This window comes from Hamadaea flava, assembly GCF_024172085.1.
In the GTDB taxonomy this organism is placed as follows: Bacteria; Actinomycetota; Actinomycetes; order Mycobacteriales; family Micromonosporaceae; genus Hamadaea; species Hamadaea flava.
The window spans coordinates 6,818,198-6,843,009 of sequence record NZ_JAMZDZ010000001.1 but is presented as its reverse complement, the minus strand read 5'-3'; the positions used below and the strand labels follow the sequence as shown (position 1 = coordinate 6,843,009).

Genomic DNA, 24,812 nt, shown 5'->3' with positions numbered 1-24,812 from the left:
CGTTCCCCTAACTCAATGATCAACTCGGCACGCGAACGGTCAGAAGGGGAAGGCGAACATGGTCCAGAGGTAGTCGACGACCAGCCCGCCGATGCCCAGGGCCAACCCGGTCGCGAGGACGCGCGGGTGAGCCAGCAGCCGCAACGCGTCGCCGCTCTTGCCCCGTGCCCGGAGCGAAACCGCGACGACGTACGCCACGCACTCCATCGCCCCGATCGTGAACAGAATCCGGAACACCATCTCCACGGCCACACAGCATGCCTGTCGATGGCCCCCCGCGCTGCCCCGTCCGTCACCCGCTCGGGGTCTGGCGGATCGGTCAGTCGAAGACGACTGCGGCGTACCACTCGCCGCCGCGCAGCGTGACGACCACCGCGCGGTCGTCGAGCAGGACCTGGAGCCGGGCCGACCGTTCGGCGACCCGGCCGTCCCACCAGTGGTCGTCGATCGGCCAGGGTCCGTTCCAGCCCACGATCGGGACGGCTGCCCCGTCGAGGAGCAGGGCGGCGGGCGGCGCGCTCATCCGTAGTCGCCCGTCGATCGTCACCGGTTCGCCGTGTTCGTCGAGGACCCGCACCGGCCGTTGCGGGACCGCCAGCAGCGCACCCGACGGGGCGGGCGTACGCCCTGGCCAGGGCCGGTCGTCCGGCGGCGGTCGCTCGTCTCCCCAAGGAATCAGCCCCCACGGGACGAGCCGCCCGTACTGGCGGCCGCCGAGCGCCGGGGTGAGCACCGCGTCCGGGCCGAGCAGGCCCTGCACCCGGGTGGCCGCCCGGTTCGCCCGGTCCCGCTCCGGCCCGGTCTCGCCCCACAGCCCCGGCTGCAGCCCCACCTGCCGCAACACGCCGTCCGGCGTCAGCGTCAGCCGCAGCACTCCGCCGGTCGGCCGTTCGGGGCGCAGCAGCCAGCCTTCCAACTGCCACCGGACCCGGTCGGCGATCCCGGCGGCGGTCAGGATGCCGTCGTGCCGCCAGGTCCGGTGCAGTTCCTCCCCGTGCACGGTCACCGCGTCGATCGCCAGCCGCGTGCAGGCCATCCCGTACGCGGCCAGCCGTTCGTGCAGCTGTTCGGCGAGTGATCGGGCGGCGAAGGCGGCCACGTCGACCCGGTCGATCGGTTCTTCGAACTCCTCGCCGATCGCCAGGTCGGGCGGGGCGCTGCGGATCGCCAGCGGGCGGGTGTCGAGTCCGGCCGCGAGCTTGTGCGCGACGGCGGCGTCGAGACCGAACCGGGCCAGCACGTCCGACGGCGGCAGGGCCGCGTACGCCCCCAGGGTGTGTACGCCGAGGCGACGCAGGAGGTCGATGAGTTTGGCCCGGCCGCCGAAGCCGTCGAGCAGGCCGATCGGCAGTCCCGCCAGGTACGCAGCGGTCTGCCCGGCGGGGACGAGCCGGCCGGCCCGGGCGGCGATCCCGGCGGCGAACACGCCTTCGGCCATGCCGATCTGGGCTTCGACGCCGCAGACCTGGGCGATGTGCTCGACGACCTGTTCGGCGGCGATCTGTTCACCGCCGAAGTAGCGGGCCGGACCGCGTACGGCGAACGCGCACGTCCCGGGGCGGAGCGCGGCGACCCCCGCGACCACTTCCTCCGCGGCGGCGATCACCGGTTCGAAGGCGCGCGCGTCACGTCCGGGGTCGTCGTCGACCGCCACCGACCGGGGCGAGGTGCTCTGCGCTTCGCGTTTGCGCATCCCCCGGCGTACGCCGTCCGCCCGGGCCGCCGCCGAGCAGGCCAGCACCCGGTTGTTCTGCAGGACGATGACGGGTCCCGCCGCGTCCACTCCGTCGATGATCTCGGCGGCGATCACCGGCCAGTCGGGACACCACACCACCGCCGTACGCCCGGCGTCAGCCACCGGAGATCGCGCGCAGGTGGCCGCGCGAAGACCGGGGGTCCACTGTGGTCTCGGTGACGTGGGGCCGGATCCCGCCCGTCTCGGTGGGCAGCCAGACGTCGACCTCCCGGGGCCGGGCGGCCGTTCCACGGCCCCGGGCGGCGATCGTCAGGTGCCGGCACCGCAGCCGGCCGTGCCCGGGACCCAGCCCCTGCCACTGCGCGCCGACTGGCTCAAGGACCAGGTCGGCGGAGTCCCAGGGCCCCATCGGGAGCAGGACGCTGCCCCGCAGCCGGGCGCGGGCGGACAGCCGCGCGGCGTTCTGCGGGGTCACCTGCTCGCGGACGGCCACGACCACCAGGTCGAACCCGTCGAGCAGGGTGGCGACGACTTCCGGCCACTTGGTGCCGGGCTGCGGCACCAGGGCCAGTCGTTCGAGGACGATGCCCAGTTCGGCAGCGGCGGCCACGCCGAGTTCGGGCAGCCCCACGATGGCGCACCAGGAACCCGCGCGCGACGCCTCGGCGAGCAACGCGAGCATCACCGAGGTCCCGCCCCAGCTCGTCCGCTCGGCCGACCGCAACGGGGTCAGCCTCGGGGTTCGAGCGCTGCGTGCGGCGGCTGCCCTGGTCGCCGCCGCGCGCAGCGCCCCGCCCGGCGAGCCGTCCCCGCCGGGGGTCTGCAGTGCCCGGGTGATCGTCACCGTGCTGCCCCGCCGCAGCCCACCGCCGGGGAGCAGCGGTTGCAACGCGGCCGTCACCGGGAGCATGCGGCTGACGTCGTCGCCGGCGAGCTCCCCGGCCGTGGTCACGGACTCGGCCGCGACGGCCACGCTGGTCGCTGCTCTAGGCCCGCCGCCGGGCGAACCGGCGGAGCCTCCGGAACCGGGCGTCAGCCGTCGCCCCCGTGCGGCCGAGGCGACCGTGATCGGCCCGGCCCCGGACGAGGCCACCAGCTCGGCGAGTTCCGCCGCCCGCCGCGCGCTGGACATGGTTGTGCTGCTCCCCCGGCTCGGTGTGTCAGGCGACCGGGGCGGGATGGGACAGGCCCAGCGAGCCCTGGACGACGTCGATGAACTGGCCGGCGGCGCGCACCAGGTCGTCGGCCTCCCGGGTGGTCACCTTGGCGATGCCGGCCTCGGCGGCCGACCGCTTGGCGGCGCCGACGGCGAAGAACTCGGCCCACTCCGCCAGCTCCGGGGCGACCTTGATGAGCAGGAGCCAGGCGCTGGTCACCCGGGACCGGCGACGACCGGCGACGGGCTGAGCGCGCATGGCGAGAACGGCGGCGGCCGCGCGCAGGGCGGCCAGGTGAGCGGTGGCGTATCGCTGGGCGGCCGACGGCGCGGCGGAGGCTTCGAGCAGGCCGCGGCGAGCGAGCGCGATCAGCTCGACGGGGGTGCGATGCGGCAGCAGATGAGCGGAGACGGTGGTACGGGCGGCACCCGCGATCAGCGATGGCGTGGTCATCTGTGCGTCTCCATTCGGCGGTCGACGGTCTGGTCGAACACACCACTGCGGGGGAAGACGCAGCAGCTCGCGGCTGCTTCACCACACCTCGCGTACGCAAGGCGGGGGCGTGGCGGTGGTCGGCGTCGCCGCCACCGCCTCGCCGGCTGGCCGGGGGGTGTGGAGCTTCCCCACACCACACCCGACCGGCCAACCGATCGGGTACGCCATCCGCCACCCGGGGGTCGGGTGGGCGGCGGATGGCGATCCCGCCTGTCAGAACCGCGAACACCGCGAATGTCCTTCGGTTCTGGAGTGGCGCGCTGCGCAAGCGCGCCGCCTGCGGGGTCACGGCCGCGAACCGCTCCCCCTGCAGGACACTCTATTCGAACACTGTTCGAAAGTCTAGAACGCTCGTTCGAACTCTTGGGCAAGTCTACCGCGAAGGTACGACAAAAACCGACCTCGCGGCGGCGCGCTGCCGGACCCCCTTCCAGCCGCCAAGTGGGACAATCGCGGGATGCATGACCACCCCAACGTCCGCGCCGTGCAGGACGCCCTCGCCTGCGCCGACGCGGTGGACGGCAGCGGCCGCCCCAGCACCGTCCGCATCCTCCCGGAGGCGGTGCACACCGCGGCGCTGGCCGCGGCCGCGCTCGGCGTCGAGGTCGGCCAGATCGCCAACTCGCTGATCTTCTCCGCCGACGGCGATCCCCTCCTCGTCCTCACCTCGGGCGCGCACCGCGTGGACACCAAGCTGATCGCCCGGACCCTCGAACTGTCGCGTATAGACCGAGCTACGCCGGAGTTCGTCCGCGAGCACACGGGCCAAGCCATCGGCGGCGTCGCGCCGCTCGGTCATCCCAAGCCGGTGCGCACGATCGTCGATCAGGCACTCGAAGGGTACGCCGAGGTCTGGGCGGCCGGCGGAGTGCCCCAGTCGGTATTCCCCACCACCTACGCCGAGCTGCTGCGGATCACCGGCGGCGTACCTGTGAAGGTGAACTGACCCATGGGCATCCGGCTGATCGCCTGGACTCCGGAAGACCTGCAACGGCGGCTGTCCGAAGTCATCGAGGTCTACGGGGAGGCGATGGGACACTCCGGCGCCGACCTGCAGGCTCGGGCCGGGCGCTTCGCCGCCCACGTACGCCGTCCCGACGTGCGGGGCGTCGCCACCCTGACGACGGACGGGCAGTTGCTCGGCTTCGGCTACGGCTATCCGGGCGGGCCCGGCCAGTGGTGGCACGACCAGGTCAGCTCGGCGCTCGACGCCGACCAGCGCAAACTCTGGATGACCGATCCGTTCGAGATCGTCGAGCTGCACGTACGCCCGGCGGCGCAGGGCCACGGCATCGGCGCCCAGCAGCTCAGCGCCCTGCTGAAGATGGCGACCGGGGAGACCGCGCTGCTGTCCACACCGGAGGCGGACGAGCAGAAGTCCCGTGCCTGGCGGCTCTACCGCCGGTTCGGCTTCTCCGATGTGCTGCGTCATTTCCTCTTCCCGGGAGACTTCCGTCCGTTCGCCGTGCTGGGCCGTCCGCTGCCGCTGGACTGATCCCCGGCGCTCTTCAAGCGGGCGGATCACGGTTACGCGTGCCGACATCGCCCCCGGAGGCATGCGTAACCCTGATCTGCAGCCGGGAGAGGGACGGGTCAGAAGCGGAGTCCCTTGCGGGCGGCCGCCAGCAGCTGGACGAACCCGAACAGACCGAGCAACGCCCACAGGGCGAGCACTAGAGTGCTGGTGCCGGCGGGCAGATCCTCGGCGAGCGGGGAAACGACGGCGGCGATGATCAGCAGGGCGAACGTGCACGCGATCCGCAGTGGACGGTCGCCTACCGTCGACGTGCCGGCCGGGCGCATGCCACCGGCCATGGCTCGCGCGCGGACGTACTCGTGCGCTGCCATCAGCACGCCACAGATCAGGATGAGCAGCGTGGCCGCGCCCAGCGCGGCGGCCGCCCACAGCCAGCAGAGCTCGGCCGCCCGTTCGGCGAGGCTGCGGTAGAACGCTTCCCGGCGCATCGGCCCGCCGAGCAGTACGCTCACCGCCCGGCTGGCCCCCTCGGCCAGCAGCCCGATCGCCATGAGGACGACGGCCAGCAACGGCCAGCGCCCGCCGCCCGCCGCGATCAGCGGGACAAACAGGGCGGCCAGCACCGCTCCGGCGGTCGTCACCGCGGCGGTGCCCCCGATCCGGGTCAGTGCGATCCCACACCGGTACGCCAGCCGAGCCCACCAGCGCTGCCCAGGTCCGGCGTGCCGCAGGTCGAATCCGTCGTTGGCGGCGGCCCAGGCGGTCACGAACCTCGGCCAGTCCATGATCGCCCGCGGGTTCACGGCGGGCTCGGCGGGTACCTCGCCTTCGGTCTCCGTCCAGTCCGTCGCGCCGTCGCCGATCATGATCCCCCGCTGTCGCTTCCTACACGAGCGCACCCTCTCGCAGGTTGCGCCAGACCTCCCGGCTGGATGTCGACCTGTTCAACGTGATGAAGTGCAATCCGGGTGCGCCCTCGACGAGAAGTCGGTCGCTCAGCGCGGTCGCCACCTCCACGCCGATCGCGCGTACCGCCGTGGGATCGTCGGCGACCTCGCGCAGCCGCACGGCCAGATCCGCGGGGAAGACCATGCCGGTGAGCTGGGCGAACCGCTCGATCTGCGAGACGTTCGTAACCGGCATGACGCCGGGCACGATCGGGTTGTCGTAGCCGCGCGCCGCGACCGCGTCGCGCAGCCGGGCGTAGTCCTCCCAGTTGAAGAAGATCTGGGTGATCGCGAAGTCGGCGCCGAGCTGGAACTTGCGCACCAGAGTGTCGACGTCCTCCGCCAGCGACCGCGAGCGCGGGTGCTGCTCGACGAACGCGGCCACCCCCACGCAGAAGTCGCCGCTCTCGCGGACCAGCTTGACCAGCTCGTCGGCGTGGGTCAGGCCCTTCGGATGCGCGATCCACTCGGCCTGCGGATCGCCGGGCGGATCGCCGCGCACCGTCAGGACGTTGCGTACGCCGCTGTCCGCGTAATGCCCGATGACGTTGCGCAGCTCGGCGACGGAGTGGTTGACCGCCGTGAGGTGGCCCATCGGCACCAGGGTGGTCTGCCCGGCGATCCGCTCGGTCCAGGCCACGGTCGTGTCGCGGGTCGTGCCGCCCGCGCCATAGGTGATCGACACGTACGCCGGGCGCAGCGCCTCCAGCTCGCGGATGGCCTGCCAGAGCAGCACGTCGCCGGCCGGCGTCTTGGGCGCGAAGAACTCGAACGAGATCGTCGGCTCCGCCGAGGCGAGCAGATGTCCCACGGTCGGCCGGTCGCCGGGCAAGGTCGAGGGGGCGCCTAGGGTCATGCCCGTCACTCTAGCGCCGACCAGGACAAACGGCCGCATCCGTCCCAATCGGTGGCCGCCCGCACGCCCTTCCTCCGACGGATCGGGCCGGCGGCGATGAGTTCCGGACCTGCCAGTCGTCAGTAGTGGTGACCCCGACGACAGGAGGCCGACCGTGCTCAGCCCAGAGACGCCGCCGCCCGAGCCGGTCGTCTGGACGCTCGGCCCGGTGCTGGTCCGCGCCGACATCCCGGTGCTCTGCGAACGGCTGACGACCCTGCTCGACGCCGTCGACGGGGTGGTGGTCTTCGACGTCAGCGCGGTCTGTCGTCCGGACGCGGTGACCGTGGACGCCCTGGCCCGCCTGCAGCTGACCGCCCGGCGGCGCGGACGCCGCATCGTGATCACCGGGGCGAGCCCGAGGCTCCTCCTGCTCGTCTCGCTGATCGGCGTCGACGGTCTCCTCCCCCTCGACTGACTCCTCCGTCCTGGCTGCGGTCCATCCCGACGCCCGACCCGTCTCCGACGCCCGTCCGGCGAACGCACCAGGACGGCGGGCGCCGTCTAGTCGAGCCGGGGCGGGAGCCCGAATAGGGGGAACAGCCGTTCGGTGTCCAGGAAGTTGTTCACGTGCGAGATCTTCCCGTCGACGATCTCCAGGATGATCAACGCCCACGGCTCGTGCCCCTGGCCGTTCGCCGCCGGCCGGTACTGCCCGAACGCCGGGCTCCCGTTGGCGGCCGTCGGGACCAGCCGGGAGTCGCGGCAGCCGTTGCCGGTGCCGAGCATCCAGGCCCGGATCTCCACTGGGCCGCGCAGCCACATCTCCAGCGGCGGCATCGACAGGACGACGTCGTCGTGCAGCAGTCTGGCCAGCGCGTCGAGGTCGTAGCTCTCGAAGGCGGCGACGTATTTGCCGAGGAACTCCTGCTGCGCCTCGTCGAGCGCGTCGAGGGTGTCAGACCGGGTGGTGTCGACTGTGGCGAGCGTCGCCCGCGCCCGCTGAAGCGCGCTGTTGACCGAGGCGACGGTGGTGTCGAGCAGCTCGGCCGTCTCGGCGGCCGACCACTGGAGCACCTCGCGCAGGATGAGCACGGCCCGCTGGCGGGGCGCGAGATGCTGCAACGCGGCGACGAAGGCGAGCCGGATGCTGTCCCGCGCGACCGCGACGTCGGCGGGGTCGCCGTTGGACGGCAGCACCTGGCTGTCCGGCACCGGCATCAGCCAGGTCGGCTCGGGCAGCGGCGCGTCGGGCAGGCCGGCCGCGGTCGAGGCCGGGCCGAGGTCCATCGGCCGGGCCCGGCGCTGCGCGCCGCCGACCATGTCGAGGCAGACATTGGTCGCGATGCGATAGAGCCAGGACCGCAGGGCCGAACGCCCCTCAAACCGGTCGTACGCCTTCCAGGCCCGCACCATGGTCTCCTGCACGGCGTCCTCGGCCTCGAAGCCGGAGCCGAGCATCCGATAGCAGTAACCCGTCAGCTCGCCGCGATAGGGCTCGAGCTGCTCTGCCCGGTGATCGTTGCCGTGATCAGCGATGACAGTCACGAAAGGGAACCTACCCGAGACGTATGACACCGGGAACCGGCCCGGATCAAGGAAGGCGGCGTACGCCTATAGAGTCTGACGAGTGACTTCATCGGCGGTGCCCCACCCCACCGACGAGGCCGATCTGCGCCGTCGGGTGGACGGGGCGCTGCGTGCGTTCCTCACCGATCGGCGGGCCCAGCTCGTCGCGATCGACCCTGAGCTGGCCCCGCTCTCCGACGCGATCGACGCGCTCGTGCTGGGCGGCGGCAAGCGGCTTCGGCCGGCGTTCGGGTACTGGGGATATCGGGCGGCCGGCGGCGTGGACTCGGACGCCGTCGTGGCCGCCGTCTCGTCGTTGGAGTTGGTGCAGGCCAGCGCCCTGATCCACGACGATCTCATCGACCGTTCCGACACCCGGCGCGGCGAGCCCGCGGCCCACCGGCGGTTCAGCGAACTGCACCTGAAGAACGCCTGGCACGGCGAATCGGCCGACTTCGGCGCATCCGCCGCGATCCTGCTCGGCGACGCCTGCCTGGTCTGGTCGGACGAACTGCTGCACGCGGGCGGGCTGGACCCGGTGACGCTGGCCCGCTGCCGCCCGGTCTTCGACGCGATGCGGACCGAGGTGACCGCCGGGCAGTACCTCGACGTGCTCACCCAGGCGACCGGGGACACCTCGATGCGCCGGGCCGGGACCGTGGCCCGGTACAAGTCGGCGAAGTACACCGTCGAGCGCCCGTTGCTGCTCGGCGCGGCGATCGCGGACGCCCCGGTGGCGCTGCGGGTGGCGTACTCGGGGTTCGGGGTGCCGCTGGGCGAGGCGTTCCAGATGCGCGACGACATCCTCGGGGTGTTCGGCGACCCGCTGGTCACCGGCAAACCGGCGGGCGACGACCTGCGGGAAGGCAAGCGCACCTATCTCATCGCGGCCACCCTCGACCGGGCCACCCCCGCCGAGCGGGAGGCGCTGCTCGACCGGCTCGGCAGTCCGGACCTCGACGCCGCGGGCGTCGCCACCCTCCGCGAGATCATCGTCGGCACGGGCGCTCTCGCGCGTACCGAGGAGAGAATCGCGGAATTGACCGGCGCGGCGCTGGACGCGTTGCGCGGCGCGGAATTGGACGCCGACGGCGAGCGGATGTTGTTGCGGCTCGCGGAGGCCAGCACCCGGCGGGCTACCTGAGCACCTGCCGGAACGACGCGTAGTGATCGTCGGTGTAGTAGATGTCGCCGCCCTGGCCGACGACCAGCCGCCGGGCGCCCCGATCTCGTGACCCCGGGGTGGGGACCGTGTACTCGTGGTAGTAGCCGCGGGTCTGTTGGGGCAGCAGGCGCTCGTTGTTGCCGAAGACGATCCCGTCCCGGTCGTACGGGTAGGGACCACCCTTGTCGATCAGCACGAGGGTGTCCCGGGCCTGCTGCGGCAACTTCGCGACGGCCACGGTGGGCAGGCCGGAGACCGGGGTCTTCGCTGCCGAGGCCGACATCGCTGACGTCGGCGAGCCGGCCGGGGTGTCCGCCGACCGGCCGGCGCAGAAGCCCAGCACGGTCGCGAGGACCACGATCAGCACCGACGCCACGGCGACGAGGACGGGCAGGCGACGCCGGCTGATCTCCATCCGGGCAGTGTGCCATGCGCTCACGCGCCGGACGCGGATGCGACCATGTCCCCGTCGGCCCGCCGCTGTCGATCACGGGCGGGCGGGATCGATCATGGTGGGGCGGACACGACACGCCGGTCGACCACGACCGTTAGTTCATGATCGCGCGGAAAGCATCGCGCGGAAAGCGGCGAGCGAGGGCGGGGCGAGCGGTGCGAGCAGCGGGAGCGGGGCGAGCAGCGGCAGCGGGCCTGGCGGCGTCAGCGGTGCTGGCGGTGGCGGCGTGGCTGGCCGGTGCGCTGCCGTCGGGTGATCCCGCGCCGACGCTCCGCCTGGCGGGCTTGGGTTCCACGAGCGGCCGGTTCCAGCTCGGCCTGCTGTTGTGGCTGGTCGCGACGGCGGCGCTGGGCTTGATCTGGTGGCGGAGCAGGAACCCGAGTGTGCTCTGGTTCGCGCCGTTGCTGTTCGCGCCGCCGCTGGCCAGCCGGGACGTGTATGCGTACGCGTGTCAGGGCGACATCTGGCTCGCCGGGTTGGATCCCTACAAGCTCGGCGTCGCCGACGGCGGTTGTCTGTGGACGCCCAGTGTGCCGGAGCTCTGGTGGCACACCCCGACGCCGTACGGCCCGCTCGCGATCGTCCTGAGTGGAGCTGCGGTGGCGATCGCGAAGTTCGTCGCCACCGATCTGGACACGCAGCTGACGATCGCGGTCACCGTGCTCCGCCTGATCGCGCTGGGCGGACTCGCGCTGCTCGGCTGGGGTCTGAAAACCTTGGGTCGCAACGGGAAAGGCTGGTGGCTCGGCCTGCTCACGCCGCTGGTGGCGCTGCACGCCGTCTCCGGCGCGCACAACGACGCGGTGCTGGCCGGGCTCATCGTGGCTGGGCTTGCGGCTGCCACGAGCAAGCGCAAGAACGATTGGCTCATCGCCGGGGTGCTGATCGGCGGCGCGGTGGCGATCAAGGTCACCGCCCTGGTGGCGCTGCCGTTCGTGCTGCTGCTGCTCCCGCCGTGGCGGCAGCGCTGGGCGGCGCTCGCGGCGAGCGTCGGCACGTTCGCCGCGCTCACCCTCGCGTCGGGGCTCGGCCTCGGCTGGGTGAACGGCCTGCGCGACACCGGGGACCTCCAGCAGTGGACCTCACTGCCGACCGGCGCGGGCATGGCGGTCGGCTACCTGCTCCGCGCGTTCGGGATCGACGCGATGTCCGCGTCCATCACGGTGGCGCGCGCGCTCGGCCTGATCGCCCTCCTCATCATCGGCTTGTACGCGATAAGGAAGTCCTGGCGGGCGCCGGCCGCGACGGTGATCGCCGCCTGCGGCTGGGTGCTGGCGGCGCTGGCCGTCCTCGGTCCAGTCTTCTACCCCTGGTACGCCTTGGCGCCGCTGGCCGTCCTGGCCGCCGCCGGGACCGAGGCGTGGACGCGTACGCGGATAGCCGTCACGGTCGGGCTGTGTTTCCTGGTCCTGCCCAACGGATTGGGGCTGGCCGTGCTGACGAAGGGGCCGGGGGCCTTCGCCGCGCTCGCGGCCGTCATCGCCCTGCTGGCGTACGCCGTCCGAGCCAGACCCAGACCGACAGGGTGAGCAGCACGAGGGCGAAGCCGAACAGCAGATCCTCCACCGGGGCGTACGCGATCCGCAGGCCCAGGATCGTCCAGTCGGCGTAGACGACGACGCCGCGCCCGGTGAGCACGCCGTTGGACAGCAACTGGAACAGCAGCACGATCGGATAGGTCGCCCAGAACACGACCCCGGCCACCAGCCGCGTACGCAGCACCCAGAGGTCGATCGCGACGGCGGCCAGCAGCCCCAGGACCACCGAGACCGTGTACGTCATCGCTTGAGGACCTGCCGCACCGCCTCGAAGCCGAGCACGGCGCACAGCGGCACCACCACGAAGAAGAGCGCCTCCTCCAGCGGCAGCCCGCCCGGTATGCGTACGCCTAGGAGCTGCGCGGGGTCGAAGGACCACCAGCCGGAGTGGACCGCGGCCAGGTCCCAGATCAGGAACAGGGCCGCGACCGGCGCGATGGTGAGCGCCAGCCGCCGGACCTGGCGCAGCACCCCGACGTGCAGGACGGGTTCGAGCCAGATCGCGCAGATCAGGCAGCCCGCGAGGACCGCGAGGTAGGTCAGCGCCATCGAGAACGCGAGATCTAGAACGCGAGCGCCTGCGCGCGTCGCTTGACCTCACGCGCCAAGTCTCCGCCGAGTGCCTGCGCGGGCGTGCCGGGAAGGGTGTCGTCAGCGGTGTAGAGCCACCGCAGCGCCTCTTCGTCGTTGTACCCGGCGTCCCGCAGCAACGTCAGCACGCCGGGGAGGTGCTTGAGCACGGTGTCGTTCGCCACCAGCTCCGCGGGCACCCGCAGGACGCCGTCCCGGCGCACCGCCAGCAGCGAGCCTTCCTTCCTCCACTGGTGGACCTTCGTGATCGGCACGCCGAAGCGTTCGGCCACGTCGGGGAGGTTCACCCACGTTGAGACGTTCTCAGTCACCCGTACACGATCCCACATCGGCCGGGCCGATCCACCAGCCCGGCTGGGATCCCGCACCCGAGGAACCGCGACGTGAACCCCCTGCGTGTGATCCAGCGAGAGGTGGCCGGCGCCTGGCGCTCGGTCCGATACGACCTGCGCAAGCGCTCCTCGTCGGCCGACGGGGAGAACCCGGCCGATCCGTGGGCCGACTCCTGGTCCGAGACCGAGGTGGAGTTGCGCGCCCCGCGGGCCGTCGCGCCGCCGCCGCCGAAGGGCCATCGCCGCCGCCGGCCCAAGGGCCCGCGCCCAGGTGATCCGGTACGCTCCCCCGCCCGGCAGCGCACGACGCTGGCCGCGGCGGGACTGGTGCTGCTGGCGCTGTCAGCCGGCGGAGTCCTCGCGATGATCACCGGAATGCGGGCGTTGCTCGATCCGGGCGCGCCCCCGGCCGGACTGCCCGCGCATGCCGCGCCCGCCCCGTCGCCGACGCCGTCGGAGGGCGTACGCGTGCCGGTCGTGATGACCACGGCGCCCGGTACGCCCGTCGCGGTGACGAAGCGACCGCACGCGACCACGAAGACCCCGAAGCCGCCGGTCCCCACGCCCGCGCCGGTGCCCACGTGCAGCTGTACGCAGCCGCCGAGCCCCGGCACGTCGGCCAGCCCGAGCCCGTCCGGTACGCCGACCGCGTCCCCCTCCGGTGTGACTTCGCCCACAGCGACTCCAGGGTCGACGGAGAGCCCCGGAGCCGGGGCCACCCGGTGATCGAGCCCATCGGCGCGGCGCGCTCCAGTCCAGTACAACGGCCCAATGGTGTCTGGACGGCCGAGACTGACTTAGACTGCACGCCGATGGACACTCAGGTCGCCGACAATCTCCTCGGGTCGCTGCTGGACGGCCGCTACCGCATCCGCGGGCGCGTCGCCCGCGGCGGGATGGCGACTGTCTACACCGCGACCGACGAGCGCCTCGAACGAACCGTCGCGATCAAGATCATTCACACTGGTCGCGCCACTGACCCGCAGTTCGTCGAACGGTTCACCGACGAGGCGAAGACCGTCGCCCGGTTGACCCATCCGAACGTAGTCGCGGTCTACGACCAGGGCAACCACAACGGGCTGCCCTACCTGGTGATGGAATACGTCCGGGGCCGGACGCTGCGCGATCTGCTCGCCGAACGCCGCCGGCTCAGCCCGATCGAGGCGCTCGCCGTGCTGGAGCAGATGCTCTCCGCGATCGCCACCGCGCACCGCGCGGGCCTGGTGCATCGGGACGTCAAGCCGGAGAACGTGCTGATCGCCGAGGCTCCGGGCGGCTCGGCGGAACTCGTCGACGCCGTCGTCAAGGTGGCCGACTTCGGGCTCGCCCGCGCGGTCGCGGCCAGCGCCGACGACGGTTCCGGTCAGCTCATGGCGACCGTGGCGTACGTGGCTCCCGAGCTGGTGACCAGCGGTGTCGCCGACCCCCGGTCCGACGTGTACGCGGCCGGCATCGTCCTGTTCGAGATGCTCACGGGCCGGGTTCCCTACGACGGGGACCGGCCGGTCGACATCGCCTGGCAGCACGTCGACCGGGACGTGCCGCCGCCGTCGCGATTCGTGCCGGGGCTGCCGCCGGTGACCGACGACCTCGTGGCCCGCGCGACCCGGCGTGATCCCGCGCTGCGGCCCACCGACGCGGGCGCCATGCTCGCCGAGGTGCAGCAGGCGCGCGAAGTGATCATCGCCGCGGCCGCCCGCGCCCGGCCGTCCGCTCAGCCGACCATGGTCGTCGGGCAGGTCAGGCCGTCGGACCGGCCGTCCTGGGCCCGGCTGCCGTCACCCGGCCCGGCCACCCGCGGCCGTCCCGCCCCACAACAGCAGCAGCAGTACCCCGACGAGGACCCGACGCTCGTCGAGCGCGCCCGCGACGCGTACGCGCGGGTGAAGGGCTCGCCGCGCGGCCGGATGGCGCTGACCGCCAGCCTCGTCGTGCTGGCCCTGTTGGTGCTGGTCGGTGGCTGGTGGCTCGGCTTCGGCCGCTACGAGGCCGCCCCGAAGCTGACCGGGCTCGACCGCGCCTCCGCCGAGGCGCTGGCGCGCAAGGCCGGTTTCACCGCACACTTCGAGCAGGGCCGGTTCAGCGAGGAGATCGCCAAGGACACCGTCCTGGAGCAGAACCCTCCACCCGGCGAAAAGGTCGTCAAGGGCAGCGACATCGACCTGACCCTGTCCCTGGGCCCGGAGCGCTACCAGGTGCCCGACATCGTCGGCAAGACCTGGGAACTGGCCGTCGTCGACCTGTCGGCGGTGAAGCTCCAGCCGGTCAAGGGCGCCGGGCAGTACAGCGACACCGTCCCCGCCAACACCGTCATCGCGGTCCAGCCGACCGTGGGCACCGAGCTGAAGCCCGGCGACAAGGTGACGCTCATCCTGAGCAAGGGCAAGGCCCCGCTGACCGTGCCCAACCTGGTCGGCCAGGATCAGGGCGTCGCCCGCACCACGCTGGAAGGCATGGGGCTGAAGGTCGCCATCACCTTCCAGAAGTCAGACAAGCCCAACGGCCAGGTCATCGCCCAGGACCCGGTGGACGGCTCGGGCGTGGAGAAGGGCCAGACGATCACCCTGACGGTCAGCGAGAACCAGACCTCGTTCGCCATGCCCGACGTGATGAACTGGGGCTGCGGCGACGCCAAGCGGCAGCTCGAGAGCATGAACCTGGGCGTACAGGTGGACGGGCAGATGGGCGAGAGCGGCTGGGTGCGCGACATGGACCCCAAGCCGGGCACGATGGTCAACCAGGGGCAGCAGGTCGTGATCCGCTGCCGGGTCGTCTGATGCTCGGAGTGCACTCCAACTCGGCCGGCGGGTTGGCGAAGACGGCTTTGGCGTACGTCGATCAGGTCGGCGCGGGCTCTGTGCAGGTCTACATCGGCAACGCCCGCAGCTGGCGGCAGTCGGCCGGGGATCCCGTCCAGGACGGGGCCTTCCTCGCCGGCTGCGCCGAGCGCGCGATCCCGTCGTTCATCCACGCTCCCCTGCTGGTCAACCTGGGATCACCCACGCCCGCGACGGTCACCCAGTCGGAGGCCGCCATCTCGCACGCCCTGATCCGGGGTCAGGCCATCGGCGCACGGGGCGTGGTCTTCCACGCGGGCAGCTCGGTCGACCCCAGCCACACCGATCAGGCTTGGAAGCAGGTACGCGAGGCGCTCCTGCCGCTGCTGGACAAGTCGTCGGCGGCGGGCTGGCCGCGGTTGCTGGTCGAGCCCTCGGCGGGCGGCGGGAGGTCGCTGGCGGCCCGGGTGGAGCACCTCGCGGAGTACTTCGCCGCCGTCGACCACCACCCGGCCCTGGGTGTCTGTTTCGACACCTGTCACGCCTGGGCGGCCGGGCACGACCTGGCCACCCCCGGCGGCATGACGGCCACCCTCGACGCGCTGGTCACGGCGGTCGGCCCGGGGCGGCTGGAACTGGTGCACGCCAACGATTCCAAGGACCCGGTGGGGTCGACGCGCGACCGCCACGAGGCCATCGGGCAGGGCATGATCGGGCTGGAGCCGTTCCGGGAGCTGCTGGCCCATCCGGCGGCCGCCGGCCTCCCCGTGATCGTCGAAACCCCGGCCGAATCCCACGCCGATGATCTCGCGGCACTGCGCAGTGTGTCACCACATCTTGCGTGAGCTGGGGTTTTAGGGCACCCTTACTGAGGCAAGGCTAACCGCCCCCCTCAGGAAGGACCCCGGTGTACGCGTGCATCTGCAACCGAGTGAGTGAGGAAGAGGTTCACTCGGCCATCCAGTGCGGCGCGCACGACCTGGAGAAGATCGGCGACGAGTGCGAAGCGGGCACCAACTGCTTCACCTGCCACGACCGACTGCGCGACATGATCGAGGACTACTTCTCCGCAGTGCCTGCTTGACGCTCTGGCTCGACCGCGCTCGGCGCGCCGTTTCATGCCTTAGCGCGATGTTTCGGACATACGCGCGTAGATTGCCTTCCGGGATATCTCACTGGGAGGTTCACACGGCCATGCAAGGCGACGCCCGCGTCATCGAATTCCTCAACGAACAGCTCACGGCGGAGCTGACCGCCATCAACCAGTACTGGCTGCACTACCGCATGCAGGAGAACTGGGGCTTCACGAAGCTGGCGAAGTACACCCGGCACGAGTCGATCGACGAGATGAAGCACGCCGACCGGCTCGCCGAGCGCATCCTCTTCCTCGAAGCCCTGCCGAACTTCCAGAAGCTGTTCCCGCTGCGCATCGGCGAGACGGTCAAAGAGCAGTTCAAGTGCGACATGAAGATCGAGGAGGAGGCGATCGAACGCCTCCGCCGCGGCATCGAGTACATGCGCTCGGTCGGCGACGTCACCTCGGCCAACATCTTCGAGGACATCCTCGAGGACGAGGAGCACCACATCGACTACCTGGAGACGCAGCTCGACCTGATCGAGACCCTCGGCGAGCAGCTCTACCTCCAGAACGTCACCGAGCACCCCGAGCCCTGACCGGCTCGTTCGCTAGGCTCACGCGCGTGTGGCTCGCGCGTTACCTGCTCGGCGCGGCCGTCGCCTGGGTCCTGTACCCGGTGACGGCCGCGCTCGCATATCTGGCGTTGGTCGTCTTCGCCACGATCACCGACGCCGGCCTCGGCGGGCCGCTCGCCGGTCCGTTCATGATCCTCGCGGCCGCCCTGCTGGGCGTCGCCCTGACCGTGGCCGTGCTGCTGCCGACGGTCGCGATCGGCGAGCTCGTCGCACGGCGTACGCGCTGGCGCTGGGCCCCCGTCGTGACGCTCGGCGGCTTCACTGTGGCGCTCGCCGTGGCCGCCTTGGCCTGGGGCACGGTCTCGCTGGTGCTCGCGGCGCTCAGCCTCATACCGCTGGTGGCTTTTGCGACCATCACGCACGGATCCGCCCGAGCGGGCACGTTGATCTTGAATCGTTGGCGTCGCCATGGCGACGGTTTCCATTCAAGATCAGCGGGAACGCAGATGATCTAGGCGGGAAATGGCGGCCTGGGCGACCGTTTCTCGCCTAGATCATCGCGGGTTCACTTCAGCAGAGTGGTGAAGACCTCGATCGCCCGGTCGATCCCGGCGTCGTCGATGTCCAGGTGCGGGATCAGCCGCACCGTACGCGGCCCGACCGCCGCGCACAGGACGCCTTCCTCGGTCGCGGCCCGAGCCAGTGACGGCCCGTCGATCGCGGCTTCCCGCAGATCGAGCATGACCATGTTGGTCTCGACCGACGCCGGGTCGCACACGCCGTAGGGCGCCAACGCCTCCGCCAGCCGCTGCGCCTTCGCGTGGTCGAGGGCCAGCCGCGGCAGGTTGTGGTCGAGGGCGTACAGGCCGGCGGCGGCGAGGATGCCGACCTGGCGCATGCCGCCGCCCAGCCGCTTGCGGATCAGCCGCGCCCGCTCGATGTTCTCCGCCGTGCCGACCAGCACCGAGCCCACCGGGGCGCCGAGGCCCTTGGAGAGGCACACGCTCACCGTGTCGAAGAGCCGGCCGTACGCCGCGAGCGGGATGCCCGTCGCGATCGAGGCGTGCCAGATCCGGGCGCCGTCGCAGTGCAACGCGATCCCGGCCCGGTCGGCGATCCCGCGCAGCCCCTCGAGCGAGGCGAACGGGATGACCGTGCCGCCGTCGCGGCCGTAGGTCTGCTCGACGGCCACGGCTCGGGTGACGGCCGCCCGGAAGCCCTCCGGCATGACCAGCGACTCGATGAGGTCCAGGTCGAGCGAACTGCCGCCCGGAGTCCACGTACGCGTGCTGATCCCGCCGAACATGGCCGCCGCCGCCAGCTCGTACGTGACGATGTGCGCGCCGACGTCGCAGAGCAGCTCGTAGGTCGGTGGCACCAGGGTCTGCAGACCGATCTGGTTGGCCATCGTCCCGGACGGGGCGAACAGTGCCGCCTCGTGGCCGAGCAGTTCGGCGACCCGGCGCTCCAGCTCGATGACGGTGGGGTCGTCGCCGAAGACGTCGTCGCCGACCTCGGCCGTCATCATCGCCTCGCGCATGCCCTCCGACGGCCGGGTGACCGTGTCGGACCGGAGATCCACCACCGCGTCAGCCACGGAGCATCTCCGCCACGAGGAAGGCCAGCTCCAGCGACTGCTGGGTGTTCAACCGCGGGTCGCACGCGGTCTCGTACCGGGTGGCCAGGTCGGCGTCCTCGATCGCCTGCGCGCCGCCGAGGCACTCGGTGACGTCCTCACCGGTGAGTTCGATGTGGATGCCGCCCGGGTGGGTGCCCAGCATCTTGTGCACCTCGAAGTAGCCGAGGACCTCGTCGACGATCCGGTCGAAGTGCCGGGTCTTGTAGCCGTTGGACGACTCGTGGGTGTTGCCGTGCATCGGGTCGCACTGCCAGACCACCTTGTGCCCGGCGTCGCGGACGACCTCGACGATGCGCGGCAGCTCGTCCCGGACGAACTGGTTGCCCATCCGGCAGGTCAGGGTGAGGCGGCCCGGGATGTTGTCCGGGTTCAGCTTCTCGCAGATCGCCAGCAGCTCCGCGGAGGGGATCTTGTGGTCGATCTTCACGCCGACCGGGTTCGCGATCCGGGAGGCGAAGTCGAGGTGCGCGCTGTCGAGCTGGCGGGTCCGGTTGCCGATCCAGAGCAGATGGCCGGAAAGCCCGAACGCGCGGTTGTCCGAGATCCGGGTCAGCGCCCGGTCGTACTCCAGCGCCAGCGCCTCATGGGAGGCGTACAGGGTGACCGTGCGCAGGGCCTCGTCGTCGGTCATCCCGCAGGCGTTGATGAAGGCCAGCGCACGGTCGATCTCGCGCGCGATCGCCTCGTACCGCTCGCCGAAGGCGGAGGTACGCACGAAGTCCCGGTTCCAGTCGTGCACCGCGTGCAGGTCGGCCAGGCCCCCGCCCAGGTACGCCCGGAGCATGTTCATCGCGGCGGCGGCGTTGGCGTACGCCCGGATCATGCGCTGGGGGTCGGCGACCCGCGCCTGCTCGCCCGCCTCCAGCGAGTTGATCATGTCGCCCCGGTACGCCGGAAGCCCCAGCGCGTCGGTGTCCGACGACCGCGGCTTGGTGTACTGCCCGGCGACCCGGGCCACCTTCACGACCGGCAGCGACGCTCCATAGGTCAGCACGACCGCCATCTGGAGCAGCGTCCGGGCGTTGGCGAGCAGATGCTCCTCGGTGTTGTCGGCGAAGGTCTCGGCGCAGTCGCCGCCCTGAAGCAGGAACGCGCGCCCCTCGCACACCTCGGCCAGGCGCATCCGCAGCTGGTCGACCTCATAGGGCGCGACGATGGACGGTACGCCCTCCAGCACCTTCGAGACCTGCTCGACCTCGGAGTAGTCGGCCCACGGCGGCATCTGCGCCCGGGGCAGCTTGCGCCATTCGTCAAGGCCGAGGGCGGCCGCCTCGGCCGGGTCAGCCGTAGTCCTGATCTTCTGTTCGAAGCCCGGATGCCGGAGCTGGTGCCACTCGGGACGGGAAGCCGTACGCATGCCAGCAGCCTAGTGCGGCGATGGGGAACCACGGTGACCGCCCGGGTGCATCCCGCCAGGTGATCACCTGCGAAAAGGAACGATCATGGTGCTGGTCACACGACACGCCGAGCGAGCACGCGCGTAAGTTCATGATCGCGCGGAACACTGGTGATTTGTGCGTATTCGTCCACTTATCGTAGTAGCGCTCGCCCTCGCGGGCGCAGCAGCAGCAGCCGCCGTAGGCGGCGGAACCGCGGGAACCGCCGCAGCCGCCGGAAAAGCACCGGCGGCGGAGGCGGCAGAGGTCGCCAAGCCCAACATCCTCTTGATCAACACCGACGACCAGCGCTGGGACACCATGCGGGTCATGCCCAAGACCATGAAGTGGTTGCGGGGCGCCCGGAACTTCGACCGGGCCACGGTCAGCATCCCGTCCTGCTGCCCGAGCCGGGCCAGCATGCTGACCGGCCAGTACGCCCACAACACCGACGTCCACCTGCAGACCGACGGGCAGCAGGTGCACCAGGGCGAGCTGTTGCCGGTGCTGCTCCGCAAGGCGGGCTACCGGACGGCGATGGCGGGCAAGTTCCTGAACTCGTGGCCGCTGGACTCCGCGCCACCCGGGTTCGACCATTACAGCGCCATGCACGGCGGCTACCAGGGCTTCAAGACGTACACCGACGGCAAGCTGGAGTGGGTGAACGCGTACTCGACGACCTGGTACGCGAACAAGCTGAAGGGCTGGCTGCGCGGCTTCGACCAGGCGGGCGGCAAGCCGTGGTTCGCCTACTACGCGCCCTACTCCCCGCACCGGCCGTCCACTCCGGAGCCGAAGTACGCCGAGTCCGACGTCGGCAAGTGCCTGCAGAGCGGCGAGTCCGACGTCTCCGACAAGCCGATCTGGCTCAAGTGGACCAAGCCGGATCCGGCCGCCTACGACGAGATCTGCCACAAGATGCTGCGTACGCTGCTCAGCGCCGACGACGCCGTGGACGGGATGCTGAGCGACCTGAACTCGCGGGGCGTCCTGAAGAACACGATCGTCATCTTCACCAGCGACAACGGCTACCTCTGGGGCGAGCATGGGCGTACCGAGAAGTTCGTCGGCTACCTGCCCTCGGTGCGCGTACCCCTGCTGCTGCGCTGGGACGGGCACGTCACCGCGAGCACGGACCACCGGATGGCCAGCAGTGTGGACATCATGCCGACGCTTCTGGCGGCGGCCGGCGTGAGCGGCGGCAAGCAGGACGGGCGGTCGCTGCTCGGCCCAGCGCGGAGCGGGCCGGTTCTGACGGAGTACTGGTACGACCTCAAGAACTCGAAGGTGCCGACCTGGGCCGCGCTGTGGGACGGCAAGACGCACTACCTCGAGAACTACGACGAGCAGGGCAAGACCACGTTCCGCGAGCTGTACCACACGGACATCGATCCCGGCGAGCTGACGAACGTCCTGCACGGCAAGGTCTCCGACGCCGACCGCAAGCTGGGCGACGCGTTGCGCGACAAACTCGCCACGGCCCGCCGCTGCACGGGCTCGGCCTGCCCGTGAGGCCCGACCTCGCGCTCTACCGACCGCACCGGGAGGCCTTCGACGTCACCGTCGAGGGCATCCCGGTGCCCGGTCTCCACGCCACCTACTACAGCCGCCCCGACTCCGCGCGAGTCGCGACCGTCGGCGTCTATCGCTTCGGCGCCAGCGAGATCTTCATGGCCTGGGGGTACGCCGATGAAGCGCACTGTCGCTGGACGGCCTATCGGCAGCCGGACGGGTCCTGGACGGATCCCCACCCCGGCTGCCCCGACCCCACCCTCGTCCTCGCCGCCCTTCCCCCACCCTTTCCGGTTGATCATGAACCTTCGGTCGTTGTCGACCGGCGTGTCGTGTCCACAGCGCCCTGATCGACTCCGCGGCTCCCTGATCAACGCAGCCGGCCGCCGTCGACCACGACTGCCCCTCACACAGTCGCGGCCGACAGCGGGAAGGTGCGCCGGACCCCGTGCGGGTCAGTGTCCGGCGCGTACGGGCGTCTCCTGGCCGGCTCGCGACAGCCGGCGGACGGAGACGATGGCTGCCACGGTCACCGTCAGCGCGAATCCGAAGAGGACCGTGTGCAGGACTGGGTTGGCGATCGGGACGAACCCGATCACGGCGACGGGGAGTTGCACGAGCCCGATCAACGCCATGAGGGCGCCACGCCGCCGGCCGCCCCAGGCGTACGCCGTCCACAGTGGAGCGCTGACCACCGCGAGCGTCAAGACGTCGAGAACGGCGTGCCAGACCGGGTTTCGCACCGCGTTGTGAGCGAACGCGTACGAGGGGGAAGATACCGCGAGTACGGCGAGAACCGTGCCCGAGAAGATGACTGCTCGACGCATGATCGCCTCCACTGTGTTCGGACCTGAACCGACGGTAAGGCGGCGCAAGACCGAGACGGAAGGCTGAACCGGATTCATTCACGCAATCCGGGCATCCCACCCACGCAAGGGTGACGGGCTGTCAGGTGTTCTGTGCGGCGAGTTCGCGCGCCCGGTCCCGGGCCGCCTCCAGCGCGGCGAGCAGCGCCGCGCGTACGCCGTGGTTCTCCAGCTCACGGATCGCGGAGATCGTCGTGCCGGCCGGCGAGGTGACCGCCTCGCGCAGCTTGACGGGGTGCTCCCCCGAGTCCCGCAGCATCACCGCCGAGCCGATGGCGGTCTGCACGATCAGATCGTGCGCCACCTGCCGCGGCAACCCGAGCAGAATCCCGGCATCCGTCATCGCCTCGACCAGGAAGTAGAAGTAAGCCGGCCCCGACCCGCTCAACGCGGTAACCGCGTCCTGCTGAGACTCAGGCAACCGTATAGTCCGCCCCAGCGGCTTGAACATCTCCTCCGCCAGCGACAAATGCGCGGCAGTCGCATGCGCCCCCGCCGAGATGGCCGTCATAGCCTCATCGACAAGCGCTGGCGTGTTCGTCATGACCCGAACAACGGGGACCTCGTCCCGGAGATACTTCGCGAAGAACGACGTGGGCAGGCCGGCACACAGCGAAACGAGCAACTTGTCCGAACTCATGAGCGGCCCAAGCTCAGCCATCAGAGCGCCGGCGTCCTGCGGCTTCACCGCGATCGCGACGACGTCAGCCGAGGCGACCGCCTCCGCATTCTCCAGCACTCGAACGCCGTACCGAGACCGAAGCTCGTCGGCTCGTTCCGGACGCCGGGCTGTGGCGATCAAACGGTCAACGGGCCAGCCCGCCTTCACCAGACCGGAGAGCAGAACCTCACCGATCTTCCCCGCACCCACTACGGCAACGGTGTGCATACCCATCCCGTCCAACCCCACTAGCCCCAACCACCCACGACGGCGAACGCGACGGGGGCGGAGTAACCCACGGAAGGATCAAGCCTGACCGCCTGGAGTGGGTTACTCCGCCCCCGCCTTCACGAGCGAGCGAAACCTCAGCCGAACAGAACCTCAGCCTCGGAGTACTTCTCCACCGGAACAGTCTTGAGCTCCCGAGTAGCCTCGATCAGCGGAACCCGGACGATGTCCGTGCCCGCGAGGCCGACCATCTTGCCCCAGTCCCCCTCGTGCGCCGCGTCGATCGCGTGGAGCCCGAAGCGGGTCGCGAGGACCCGGTCGAACGCCGTCGGCGTTCCGCCGCGCTGGGTGTGGCCGAGCACGACCGCCCGCGCTTCCTTGCCCGTACGCTTCTCGATCTGCTCGGCGAGCCAGGTGCCGATGCCGCCGAGGCGGACGTGGCCGAACGCGTCGAGTTCGCCGCCGAGGGTGATCATGTCGCCTTCGGCCGGGACCGCGCCTTCGGAGACCACGATGATCGGCGAGTAGTTGGTCCGGAACCGGTTCTCCACGTGGTCGACGACCTTTTCCAGGTCGAACGGCCGCTCGGGGATGAGGATGACGTTGGCGCCGCCGGCGAGGCCCGAGTGCAGGGCGATCCAGCCGGCGTGGCGGCCCATGACCTCGACCACGACTGTGCGGTGGTGGGATTCGGCCGTCGTGTGGAGCCGGTCGATCGCCTCCATCGCGATGTTGACGGCGGTGTCGAAGCCGAACGTGTAGTCGGTGGCGCCGAGGTCGTTGTCGATGGTCTTCGGTACGCCGACCACCTGGACGCCGAGTTCGTGGAGCTTCGTCGCGACCCCGAGGGTGTCTTCGCCGCCGATCGCGATGAGCGCGTCCACACCCATCTCGGCGAGGTTCTTCTTGATCTGCTCGACGCCGCCCTCGATCTTGAACGGGTTGGTCCGGGACGAGCCGAGGATGGTGCCGCCTCGCGGGAGGATGCCGCGCACCTCCTGGACGCCGAGCGGCTTGGTCAGGCCCTCCAGCGGACCCTTCCAGCCGTCCTTGAACCCGACGAACTCGTGCCCGTAGGTTCCCACACCCTTGCGGACGACCGCGCGGATGACTGCATTGAGACCGGGGCAGTCGCCCCCGCCGGTGAGAACACCGATACGCATCTCGATCCCTTTCGAGGGTGCATATACCAAGCCCGTGGTGGAGCCCCAGAGCAACATGATCGGCGACGCTGCCGGCCCGGGGCGGGCCGCAATTGCGCACTGTATCGCCCCTAGCTGGGCTGTTTCCACTCGCCCCGGGCGAACTGGTGGCTACTTTCCGGTAACTTGCCGGAAACCTGTCATGGCCTGCCACCGTGCGAGGTTGTGGCGGGCGTCGACCAACGCGTCGTGCCGGGCGGCTTCGGCCGAGGGCAGTGGCGGGCGGCCGGCGTCGTCCCACAGCTGACGCAGATCCTTGGTGAATCGCGGGATGATCCTCGGCAAAGCCTGCATGTTGCCCCAAAGCTGGGCGAGCGCGACATGATCGTAGGCGGCGTACCAGGCCCACAGTTCGAGTTCGCCGTCCGGGTCGGTCCGCAGCGGCTCGGTCAGGAACGCCAGGAGGTCGTCCCGGAGCCGTTCGCGGGACCGCCACGCCGGGTTGCCCGGTGACGGCAGCTTGTCGAGCACGTTCTTGCGTACCCAGGGGATCGCCTTGGTCGGGTCGAACTGGCTGGAGATCGCGTAGAACTCGCGGCCGTGCTCGTCCACGACACCGATCGAGACGAGGTCGATGGTGACCCCGTCCTCGATGAACTCACAGTCGTAGAAGTAGCGGTACGGCATGAGTCCCCTTACTGT

General features: G+C 70.8%; 30 protein-coding genes. 13 read left to right on the top strand and 17 right to left on the bottom strand.

Going from position 1 to position 24,812, the window contains the following annotated elements:
• Window positions 1-39: 39 nt before the first annotated feature.
• The 4 genes from HDA40_RS32190 to HDA40_RS32175 all read right to left on the bottom strand — a co-directional run bounded on the left by HDA40_RS32190 (window position 40) and on the right by HDA40_RS32175 (window position 3,306).
• Window positions 40-246, bottom strand: a complete 207-nt coding sequence (locus HDA40_RS32190) for a hypothetical protein (protein WP_253761560.1) — start codon at window positions 244-246, stop codon at window positions 40-42.
• 73 nt (window positions 247-319) lie between these two features.
• Window positions 320-1,858, bottom strand: coding sequence for a DNA polymerase Y family protein (locus tag HDA40_RS32185; RefSeq protein ID WP_253761559.1), 1,539 nt, complete (start codon window positions 1,856-1,858; stop codon window positions 320-322).
• Window positions 1,851-2,828 carry a DnaE2-dependent mutagenesis accessory factor ImuA' gene (gene imuA', locus HDA40_RS32180; RefSeq protein ID WP_253761558.1) on the bottom strand — a complete coding sequence of 326 codons (978 nt, stop codon included), beginning with the start codon at window positions 2,826-2,828 and terminating at the stop codon, window positions 1,851-1,853. The genes HDA40_RS32185 and imuA' overlap by 8 nt, the downstream gene beginning before the upstream one ends.
• A gap of 28 nt (window positions 2,829-2,856) precedes the next feature.
• A complete protein-coding gene (locus tag HDA40_RS32175; protein WP_253761557.1) occupies window positions 2,857-3,306 on the bottom strand; it encodes an SAV_6107 family HEPN domain-containing protein in 450 nt (149 codons plus the stop codon).
• A 499-nt stretch (window positions 3,307-3,805) separates the two neighbouring features.
• Between HDA40_RS32175 and HDA40_RS32170 the strand changes: the two genes are divergently transcribed.
• Together HDA40_RS32170 and HDA40_RS32165 are read left to right on the top strand one after the other, a co-directional pair.
• A complete protein-coding gene (locus HDA40_RS32170; RefSeq protein WP_253761556.1) occupies window positions 3,806-4,294 on the top strand; it encodes a YbaK/EbsC family protein in 489 nt (162 codons plus the stop codon).
• Window positions 4,295-4,303: 9 nt separating this feature from the next.
• Window positions 4,304-4,843 (top strand): GNAT family N-acetyltransferase, encoded by a 540-nt coding sequence (locus HDA40_RS32165; RefSeq protein WP_253763885.1) that lies wholly within the window; start codon window positions 4,304-4,306, stop codon window positions 4,841-4,843.
• Window positions 4,844-4,941: 98 nt separating this feature from the next.
• On the opposite strand, the gene HDA40_RS32160 is transcribed toward HDA40_RS32165, so the two are convergent.
• Window positions 4,942-5,691 carry a CDP-alcohol phosphatidyltransferase family protein gene (locus tag HDA40_RS32160; protein WP_253761555.1) on the bottom strand — a complete coding sequence of 250 codons (750 nt, stop codon included), beginning with the start codon at window positions 5,689-5,691 and terminating at the stop codon, window positions 4,942-4,944.
• Between the two features lie 19 nt (window positions 5,692-5,710).
• Window positions 5,711-6,628: a methylenetetrahydrofolate reductase gene (locus HDA40_RS32155; RefSeq protein WP_253761554.1), complete on the bottom strand. Its 918-nt coding sequence runs from the start codon at window positions 6,626-6,628 to the stop codon at window positions 5,711-5,713.
• 154 nt (window positions 6,629-6,782) lie between these two features.
• On the opposite strand from HDA40_RS32155, the gene HDA40_RS32150 reads away from it, so the two are divergent.
• Window positions 6,783-7,085: an STAS domain-containing protein gene (locus HDA40_RS32150; RefSeq protein ID WP_253761553.1), complete on the top strand. Its 303-nt coding sequence runs from the start codon at window positions 6,783-6,785 to the stop codon at window positions 7,083-7,085.
• Between the two features lie 86 nt (window positions 7,086-7,171).
• Here HDA40_RS32150 and HDA40_RS32145 read toward each other — a convergent pair whose 3' ends face one another.
• Window positions 7,172-8,155 (bottom strand): sigma-70 family RNA polymerase sigma factor, encoded by a 984-nt coding sequence (locus HDA40_RS32145; protein ID WP_253761552.1) that lies wholly within the window; start codon window positions 8,153-8,155, stop codon window positions 7,172-7,174.
• An 82-nt stretch (window positions 8,156-8,237) separates the two neighbouring features.
• On the opposite strand from HDA40_RS32145, the gene HDA40_RS32140 reads away from it, so the two are divergent.
• The gene (locus tag HDA40_RS32140; RefSeq protein WP_253761551.1) at window positions 8,238-9,320 is read left to right on the top strand and encodes a polyprenyl synthetase family protein; all 1,083 of its coding nucleotides are present in this window, start codon (window positions 8,238-8,240) and stop codon (window positions 9,318-9,320) included.
• On the opposite strand, the gene HDA40_RS32135 is transcribed toward HDA40_RS32140, so the two are convergent.
• Complete coding sequence (locus HDA40_RS32135) at window positions 9,313-9,756, bottom strand: guanyl-specific ribonuclease (protein WP_253761550.1); 444 nt, start codon at window positions 9,754-9,756, stop codon at window positions 9,313-9,315. The genes HDA40_RS32140 and HDA40_RS32135 overlap by 8 nt on opposite strands.
• A 194-nt stretch (window positions 9,757-9,950) precedes the next feature.
• On the opposite strand from HDA40_RS32135, the gene mptB reads away from it, so the two are divergent.
• The gene (gene mptB, locus HDA40_RS32130; protein ID WP_253761549.1) at window positions 9,951-11,324 is read left to right on the top strand and encodes a polyprenol phosphomannose-dependent alpha 1,6 mannosyltransferase MptB; all 1,374 of its coding nucleotides are present in this window, start codon (window positions 9,951-9,953) and stop codon (window positions 11,322-11,324) included.
• Here mptB and HDA40_RS32125 read toward each other — a convergent pair.
• Genes HDA40_RS32125 through HDA40_RS32115 form a run of 3 tightly spaced genes read right to left on the bottom strand, consistent with a single transcriptional unit; the run spans window position 11,272 to window position 12,253 of the window.
• A complete protein-coding gene (locus tag HDA40_RS32125; RefSeq protein ID WP_253761548.1) occupies window positions 11,272-11,577 on the bottom strand; it encodes a lycopene cyclase domain-containing protein in 306 nt (101 codons plus the stop codon). The two genes, mptB and HDA40_RS32125, sit on opposite strands and share 53 nt — an antisense overlap.
• Entirely contained in the window at window positions 11,574-11,882 is a 309-nt protein-coding gene (locus HDA40_RS32120) for a lycopene cyclase domain-containing protein (protein ID WP_253761547.1), read from the bottom strand. The genes HDA40_RS32125 and HDA40_RS32120 overlap by 4 nt, the downstream gene beginning before the upstream one ends.
• Before the next feature lie 14 nt (window positions 11,883-11,896).
• On the bottom strand, window positions 11,897-12,253 hold the full coding sequence (locus HDA40_RS32115; protein ID WP_253761546.1) for an Rv2175c family DNA-binding protein: 357 nt from the start codon (window positions 12,251-12,253) through the stop codon (window positions 11,897-11,899).
• A 54-nt stretch (window positions 12,254-12,307) separates the two neighbouring features.
• On the opposite strand from HDA40_RS32115, the gene HDA40_RS41770 reads away from it, so the two are divergent.
• From HDA40_RS41770 to HDA40_RS32085, 6 genes are all read left to right on the top strand, one after another.
• Window positions 12,308-12,982: a hypothetical protein gene (locus tag HDA40_RS41770; protein WP_275978348.1), complete on the top strand. Its 675-nt coding sequence runs from the start codon at window positions 12,308-12,310 to the stop codon at window positions 12,980-12,982.
• Window positions 12,983-13,068: 86 nt separating this feature from the next.
• Window positions 13,069-15,033, top strand: a complete 1,965-nt coding sequence (gene pknB / locus HDA40_RS32105; RefSeq protein WP_253761545.1) for a Stk1 family PASTA domain-containing Ser/Thr kinase — start codon at window positions 13,069-13,071, stop codon at window positions 15,031-15,033.
• Window positions 15,033-15,878 carry a deoxyribonuclease IV gene (locus tag HDA40_RS32100; protein WP_253761544.1) on the top strand — a complete coding sequence of 282 codons (846 nt, stop codon included), beginning with the start codon at window positions 15,033-15,035 and terminating at the stop codon, window positions 15,876-15,878. The genes pknB and HDA40_RS32100 overlap by 1 nt, the downstream gene beginning before the upstream one ends.
• Window positions 15,879-15,940: 62 nt before the next feature.
• Window positions 15,941-16,117, top strand: coding sequence for a (2Fe-2S)-binding protein (locus HDA40_RS32095; RefSeq protein ID WP_290865628.1), 177 nt, complete (start codon window positions 15,941-15,943; stop codon window positions 16,115-16,117).
• Window positions 16,118-16,227: 110 nt separating this feature from the next.
• Window positions 16,228-16,707 (top strand): bacterioferritin, encoded by a 480-nt coding sequence (gene bfr / locus HDA40_RS32090; RefSeq protein WP_253761542.1) that lies wholly within the window; start codon window positions 16,228-16,230, stop codon window positions 16,705-16,707.
• Window positions 16,708-16,733: 26 nt separating this feature from the next.
• Window positions 16,734-17,201 (top strand): hypothetical protein, encoded by a 468-nt coding sequence (locus HDA40_RS32085; protein ID WP_253761541.1) that lies wholly within the window; start codon window positions 16,734-16,736, stop codon window positions 17,199-17,201.
• Between the two features lie 50 nt (window positions 17,202-17,251).
• Here the strand turns inward: HDA40_RS32085 and HDA40_RS32080 are convergent, their stop codons facing one another.
• Both HDA40_RS32080 and HDA40_RS32075 read right to left on the bottom strand, forming a co-directional pair.
• On the bottom strand, window positions 17,252-18,271 hold the full coding sequence (locus HDA40_RS32080) for a threonine aldolase family protein (RefSeq protein ID WP_253763884.1): 1,020 nt from the start codon (window positions 18,269-18,271) through the stop codon (window positions 17,252-17,254).
• Between the two features lie 4 nt (window positions 18,272-18,275).
• Complete coding sequence (locus HDA40_RS32075; RefSeq protein WP_253761540.1) at window positions 18,276-19,682, bottom strand: class II 3-deoxy-7-phosphoheptulonate synthase; 1,407 nt, start codon at window positions 19,680-19,682, stop codon at window positions 18,276-18,278.
• Between the two features lie 157 nt (window positions 19,683-19,839).
• Between HDA40_RS32075 and HDA40_RS32070 the strand changes: the two genes are divergently transcribed.
• Both HDA40_RS32070 and HDA40_RS32065 read left to right on the top strand, forming a co-directional pair.
• Complete coding sequence (locus tag HDA40_RS32070) at window positions 19,840-21,213, top strand: sulfatase family protein (protein ID WP_253761539.1); 1,374 nt, start codon at window positions 19,840-19,842, stop codon at window positions 21,211-21,213.
• Window positions 21,210-21,563 carry a hypothetical protein gene (locus HDA40_RS32065; protein ID WP_253761538.1) on the top strand — a complete coding sequence of 118 codons (354 nt, stop codon included), beginning with the start codon at window positions 21,210-21,212 and terminating at the stop codon, window positions 21,561-21,563. The genes HDA40_RS32070 and HDA40_RS32065 overlap by 4 nt, the downstream gene beginning before the upstream one ends.
• A gap of 105 nt (window positions 21,564-21,668) precedes the next feature.
• On the opposite strand, the gene HDA40_RS32060 is transcribed toward HDA40_RS32065, so the two are convergent.
• From HDA40_RS32060 to HDA40_RS32045, 4 genes are all read right to left on the bottom strand, one after another.
• The gene (locus HDA40_RS32060; protein ID WP_253761537.1) at window positions 21,669-22,040 is read right to left on the bottom strand and encodes a hypothetical protein; all 372 of its coding nucleotides are present in this window, start codon (window positions 22,038-22,040) and stop codon (window positions 21,669-21,671) included.
• A 121-nt stretch (window positions 22,041-22,161) separates the two neighbouring features.
• Window positions 22,162-22,974, bottom strand: a complete 813-nt coding sequence (gene proC, locus HDA40_RS32055; RefSeq protein ID WP_253761536.1) for a pyrroline-5-carboxylate reductase — start codon at window positions 22,972-22,974, stop codon at window positions 22,162-22,164.
• 131 nt (window positions 22,975-23,105) lie between these two features.
• Window positions 23,106-24,131, bottom strand: coding sequence for a 6-phosphofructokinase (locus HDA40_RS32050; RefSeq protein ID WP_253761535.1), 1,026 nt, complete (start codon window positions 24,129-24,131; stop codon window positions 23,106-23,108).
• A 150-nt stretch (window positions 24,132-24,281) separates the two neighbouring features.
• On the bottom strand, window positions 24,282-24,797 hold the full coding sequence (locus HDA40_RS32045; RefSeq protein WP_253761534.1) for a polyadenylate-specific 3'-exoribonuclease AS: 516 nt from the start codon (window positions 24,795-24,797) through the stop codon (window positions 24,282-24,284).
• Window positions 24,798-24,812: the final 15 nt, after the last annotated feature.

What these genes read in the sequence shown, in the direction of transcription:
- HDA40_RS32170 (WP_253761556.1), top strand. Translation starts at nt 3,806, where the DNA reads ATGCATGACCACCCCAACGTCCGCGCCGTGCAGGACGCCCTCGCCTGC.
- HDA40_RS32125 (WP_253761548.1), bottom strand. Translation starts at nt 11,577, where the DNA reads ATGACGTACACGGTCTCGGTGGTCCTGGGGCTGCTGGCCGCCGTCGCG.
- HDA40_RS32050 (WP_253761535.1), bottom strand. Translation starts at nt 24,131, where the DNA reads ATGCGTATCGGTGTTCTCACCGGCGGGGGCGACTGCCCCGGTCTCAAT.
- HDA40_RS32045 (WP_253761534.1), bottom strand. Translation starts at nt 24,797, where the DNA reads ATGCCGTACCGCTACTTCTACGACTGTGAGTTCATCGAGGACGGGGTC.
- HDA40_RS32155 (WP_253761554.1), bottom strand. Translation starts at nt 6,628, where the DNA reads ATGACCCTAGGCGCCCCCTCGACCTTGCCCGGCGACCGGCCGACCGTG.
- imuA' (WP_253761558.1), bottom strand. Translation starts at nt 2,828, where the DNA reads ATGTCCAGCGCGCGGCGGGCGGCGGAACTCGCCGAGCTGGTGGCCTCG.
- proC (WP_253761536.1), bottom strand. Translation starts at nt 22,974, where the DNA reads ATGGGTATGCACACCGTTGCCGTAGTGGGTGCGGGGAAGATCGGTGAG.
- bfr (WP_253761542.1), top strand. Translation starts at nt 16,228, where the DNA reads ATGCAAGGCGACGCCCGCGTCATCGAATTCCTCAACGAACAGCTCACG.
- HDA40_RS32175 (WP_253761557.1), bottom strand. Translation starts at nt 3,306, where the DNA reads ATGACCACGCCATCGCTGATCGCGGGTGCCGCCCGTACCACCGTCTCC.
- HDA40_RS32160 (WP_253761555.1), bottom strand. Translation starts at nt 5,691, where the DNA reads ATGATCGGCGACGGCGCGACGGACTGGACGGAGACCGAAGGCGAGGTA.
- HDA40_RS32060 (WP_253761537.1), bottom strand. Translation starts at nt 22,040, where the DNA reads ATGCGTCGAGCAGTCATCTTCTCGGGCACGGTTCTCGCCGTACTCGCG.
- HDA40_RS32075 (WP_253761540.1), bottom strand. Translation starts at nt 19,682, where the DNA reads ATGCGTACGGCTTCCCGTCCCGAGTGGCACCAGCTCCGGCATCCGGGC.
- pknB (WP_253761545.1), top strand. Translation starts at nt 13,069, where the DNA reads ATGGACACTCAGGTCGCCGACAATCTCCTCGGGTCGCTGCTGGACGGC.
- HDA40_RS32120 (WP_253761547.1), bottom strand. Translation starts at nt 11,882, where the DNA reads ATGGCGCTGACCTACCTCGCGGTCCTCGCGGGCTGCCTGATCTGCGCG.
- HDA40_RS32100 (WP_253761544.1), top strand. Translation starts at nt 15,033, where the DNA reads ATGCTCGGAGTGCACTCCAACTCGGCCGGCGGGTTGGCGAAGACGGCT.
- HDA40_RS32135 (WP_253761550.1), bottom strand. Translation starts at nt 9,756, where the DNA reads ATGGAGATCAGCCGGCGTCGCCTGCCCGTCCTCGTCGCCGTGGCGTCG.
- HDA40_RS32115 (WP_253761546.1), bottom strand. Translation starts at nt 12,253, where the DNA reads ATGTGGGATCGTGTACGGGTGACTGAGAACGTCTCAACGTGGGTGAAC.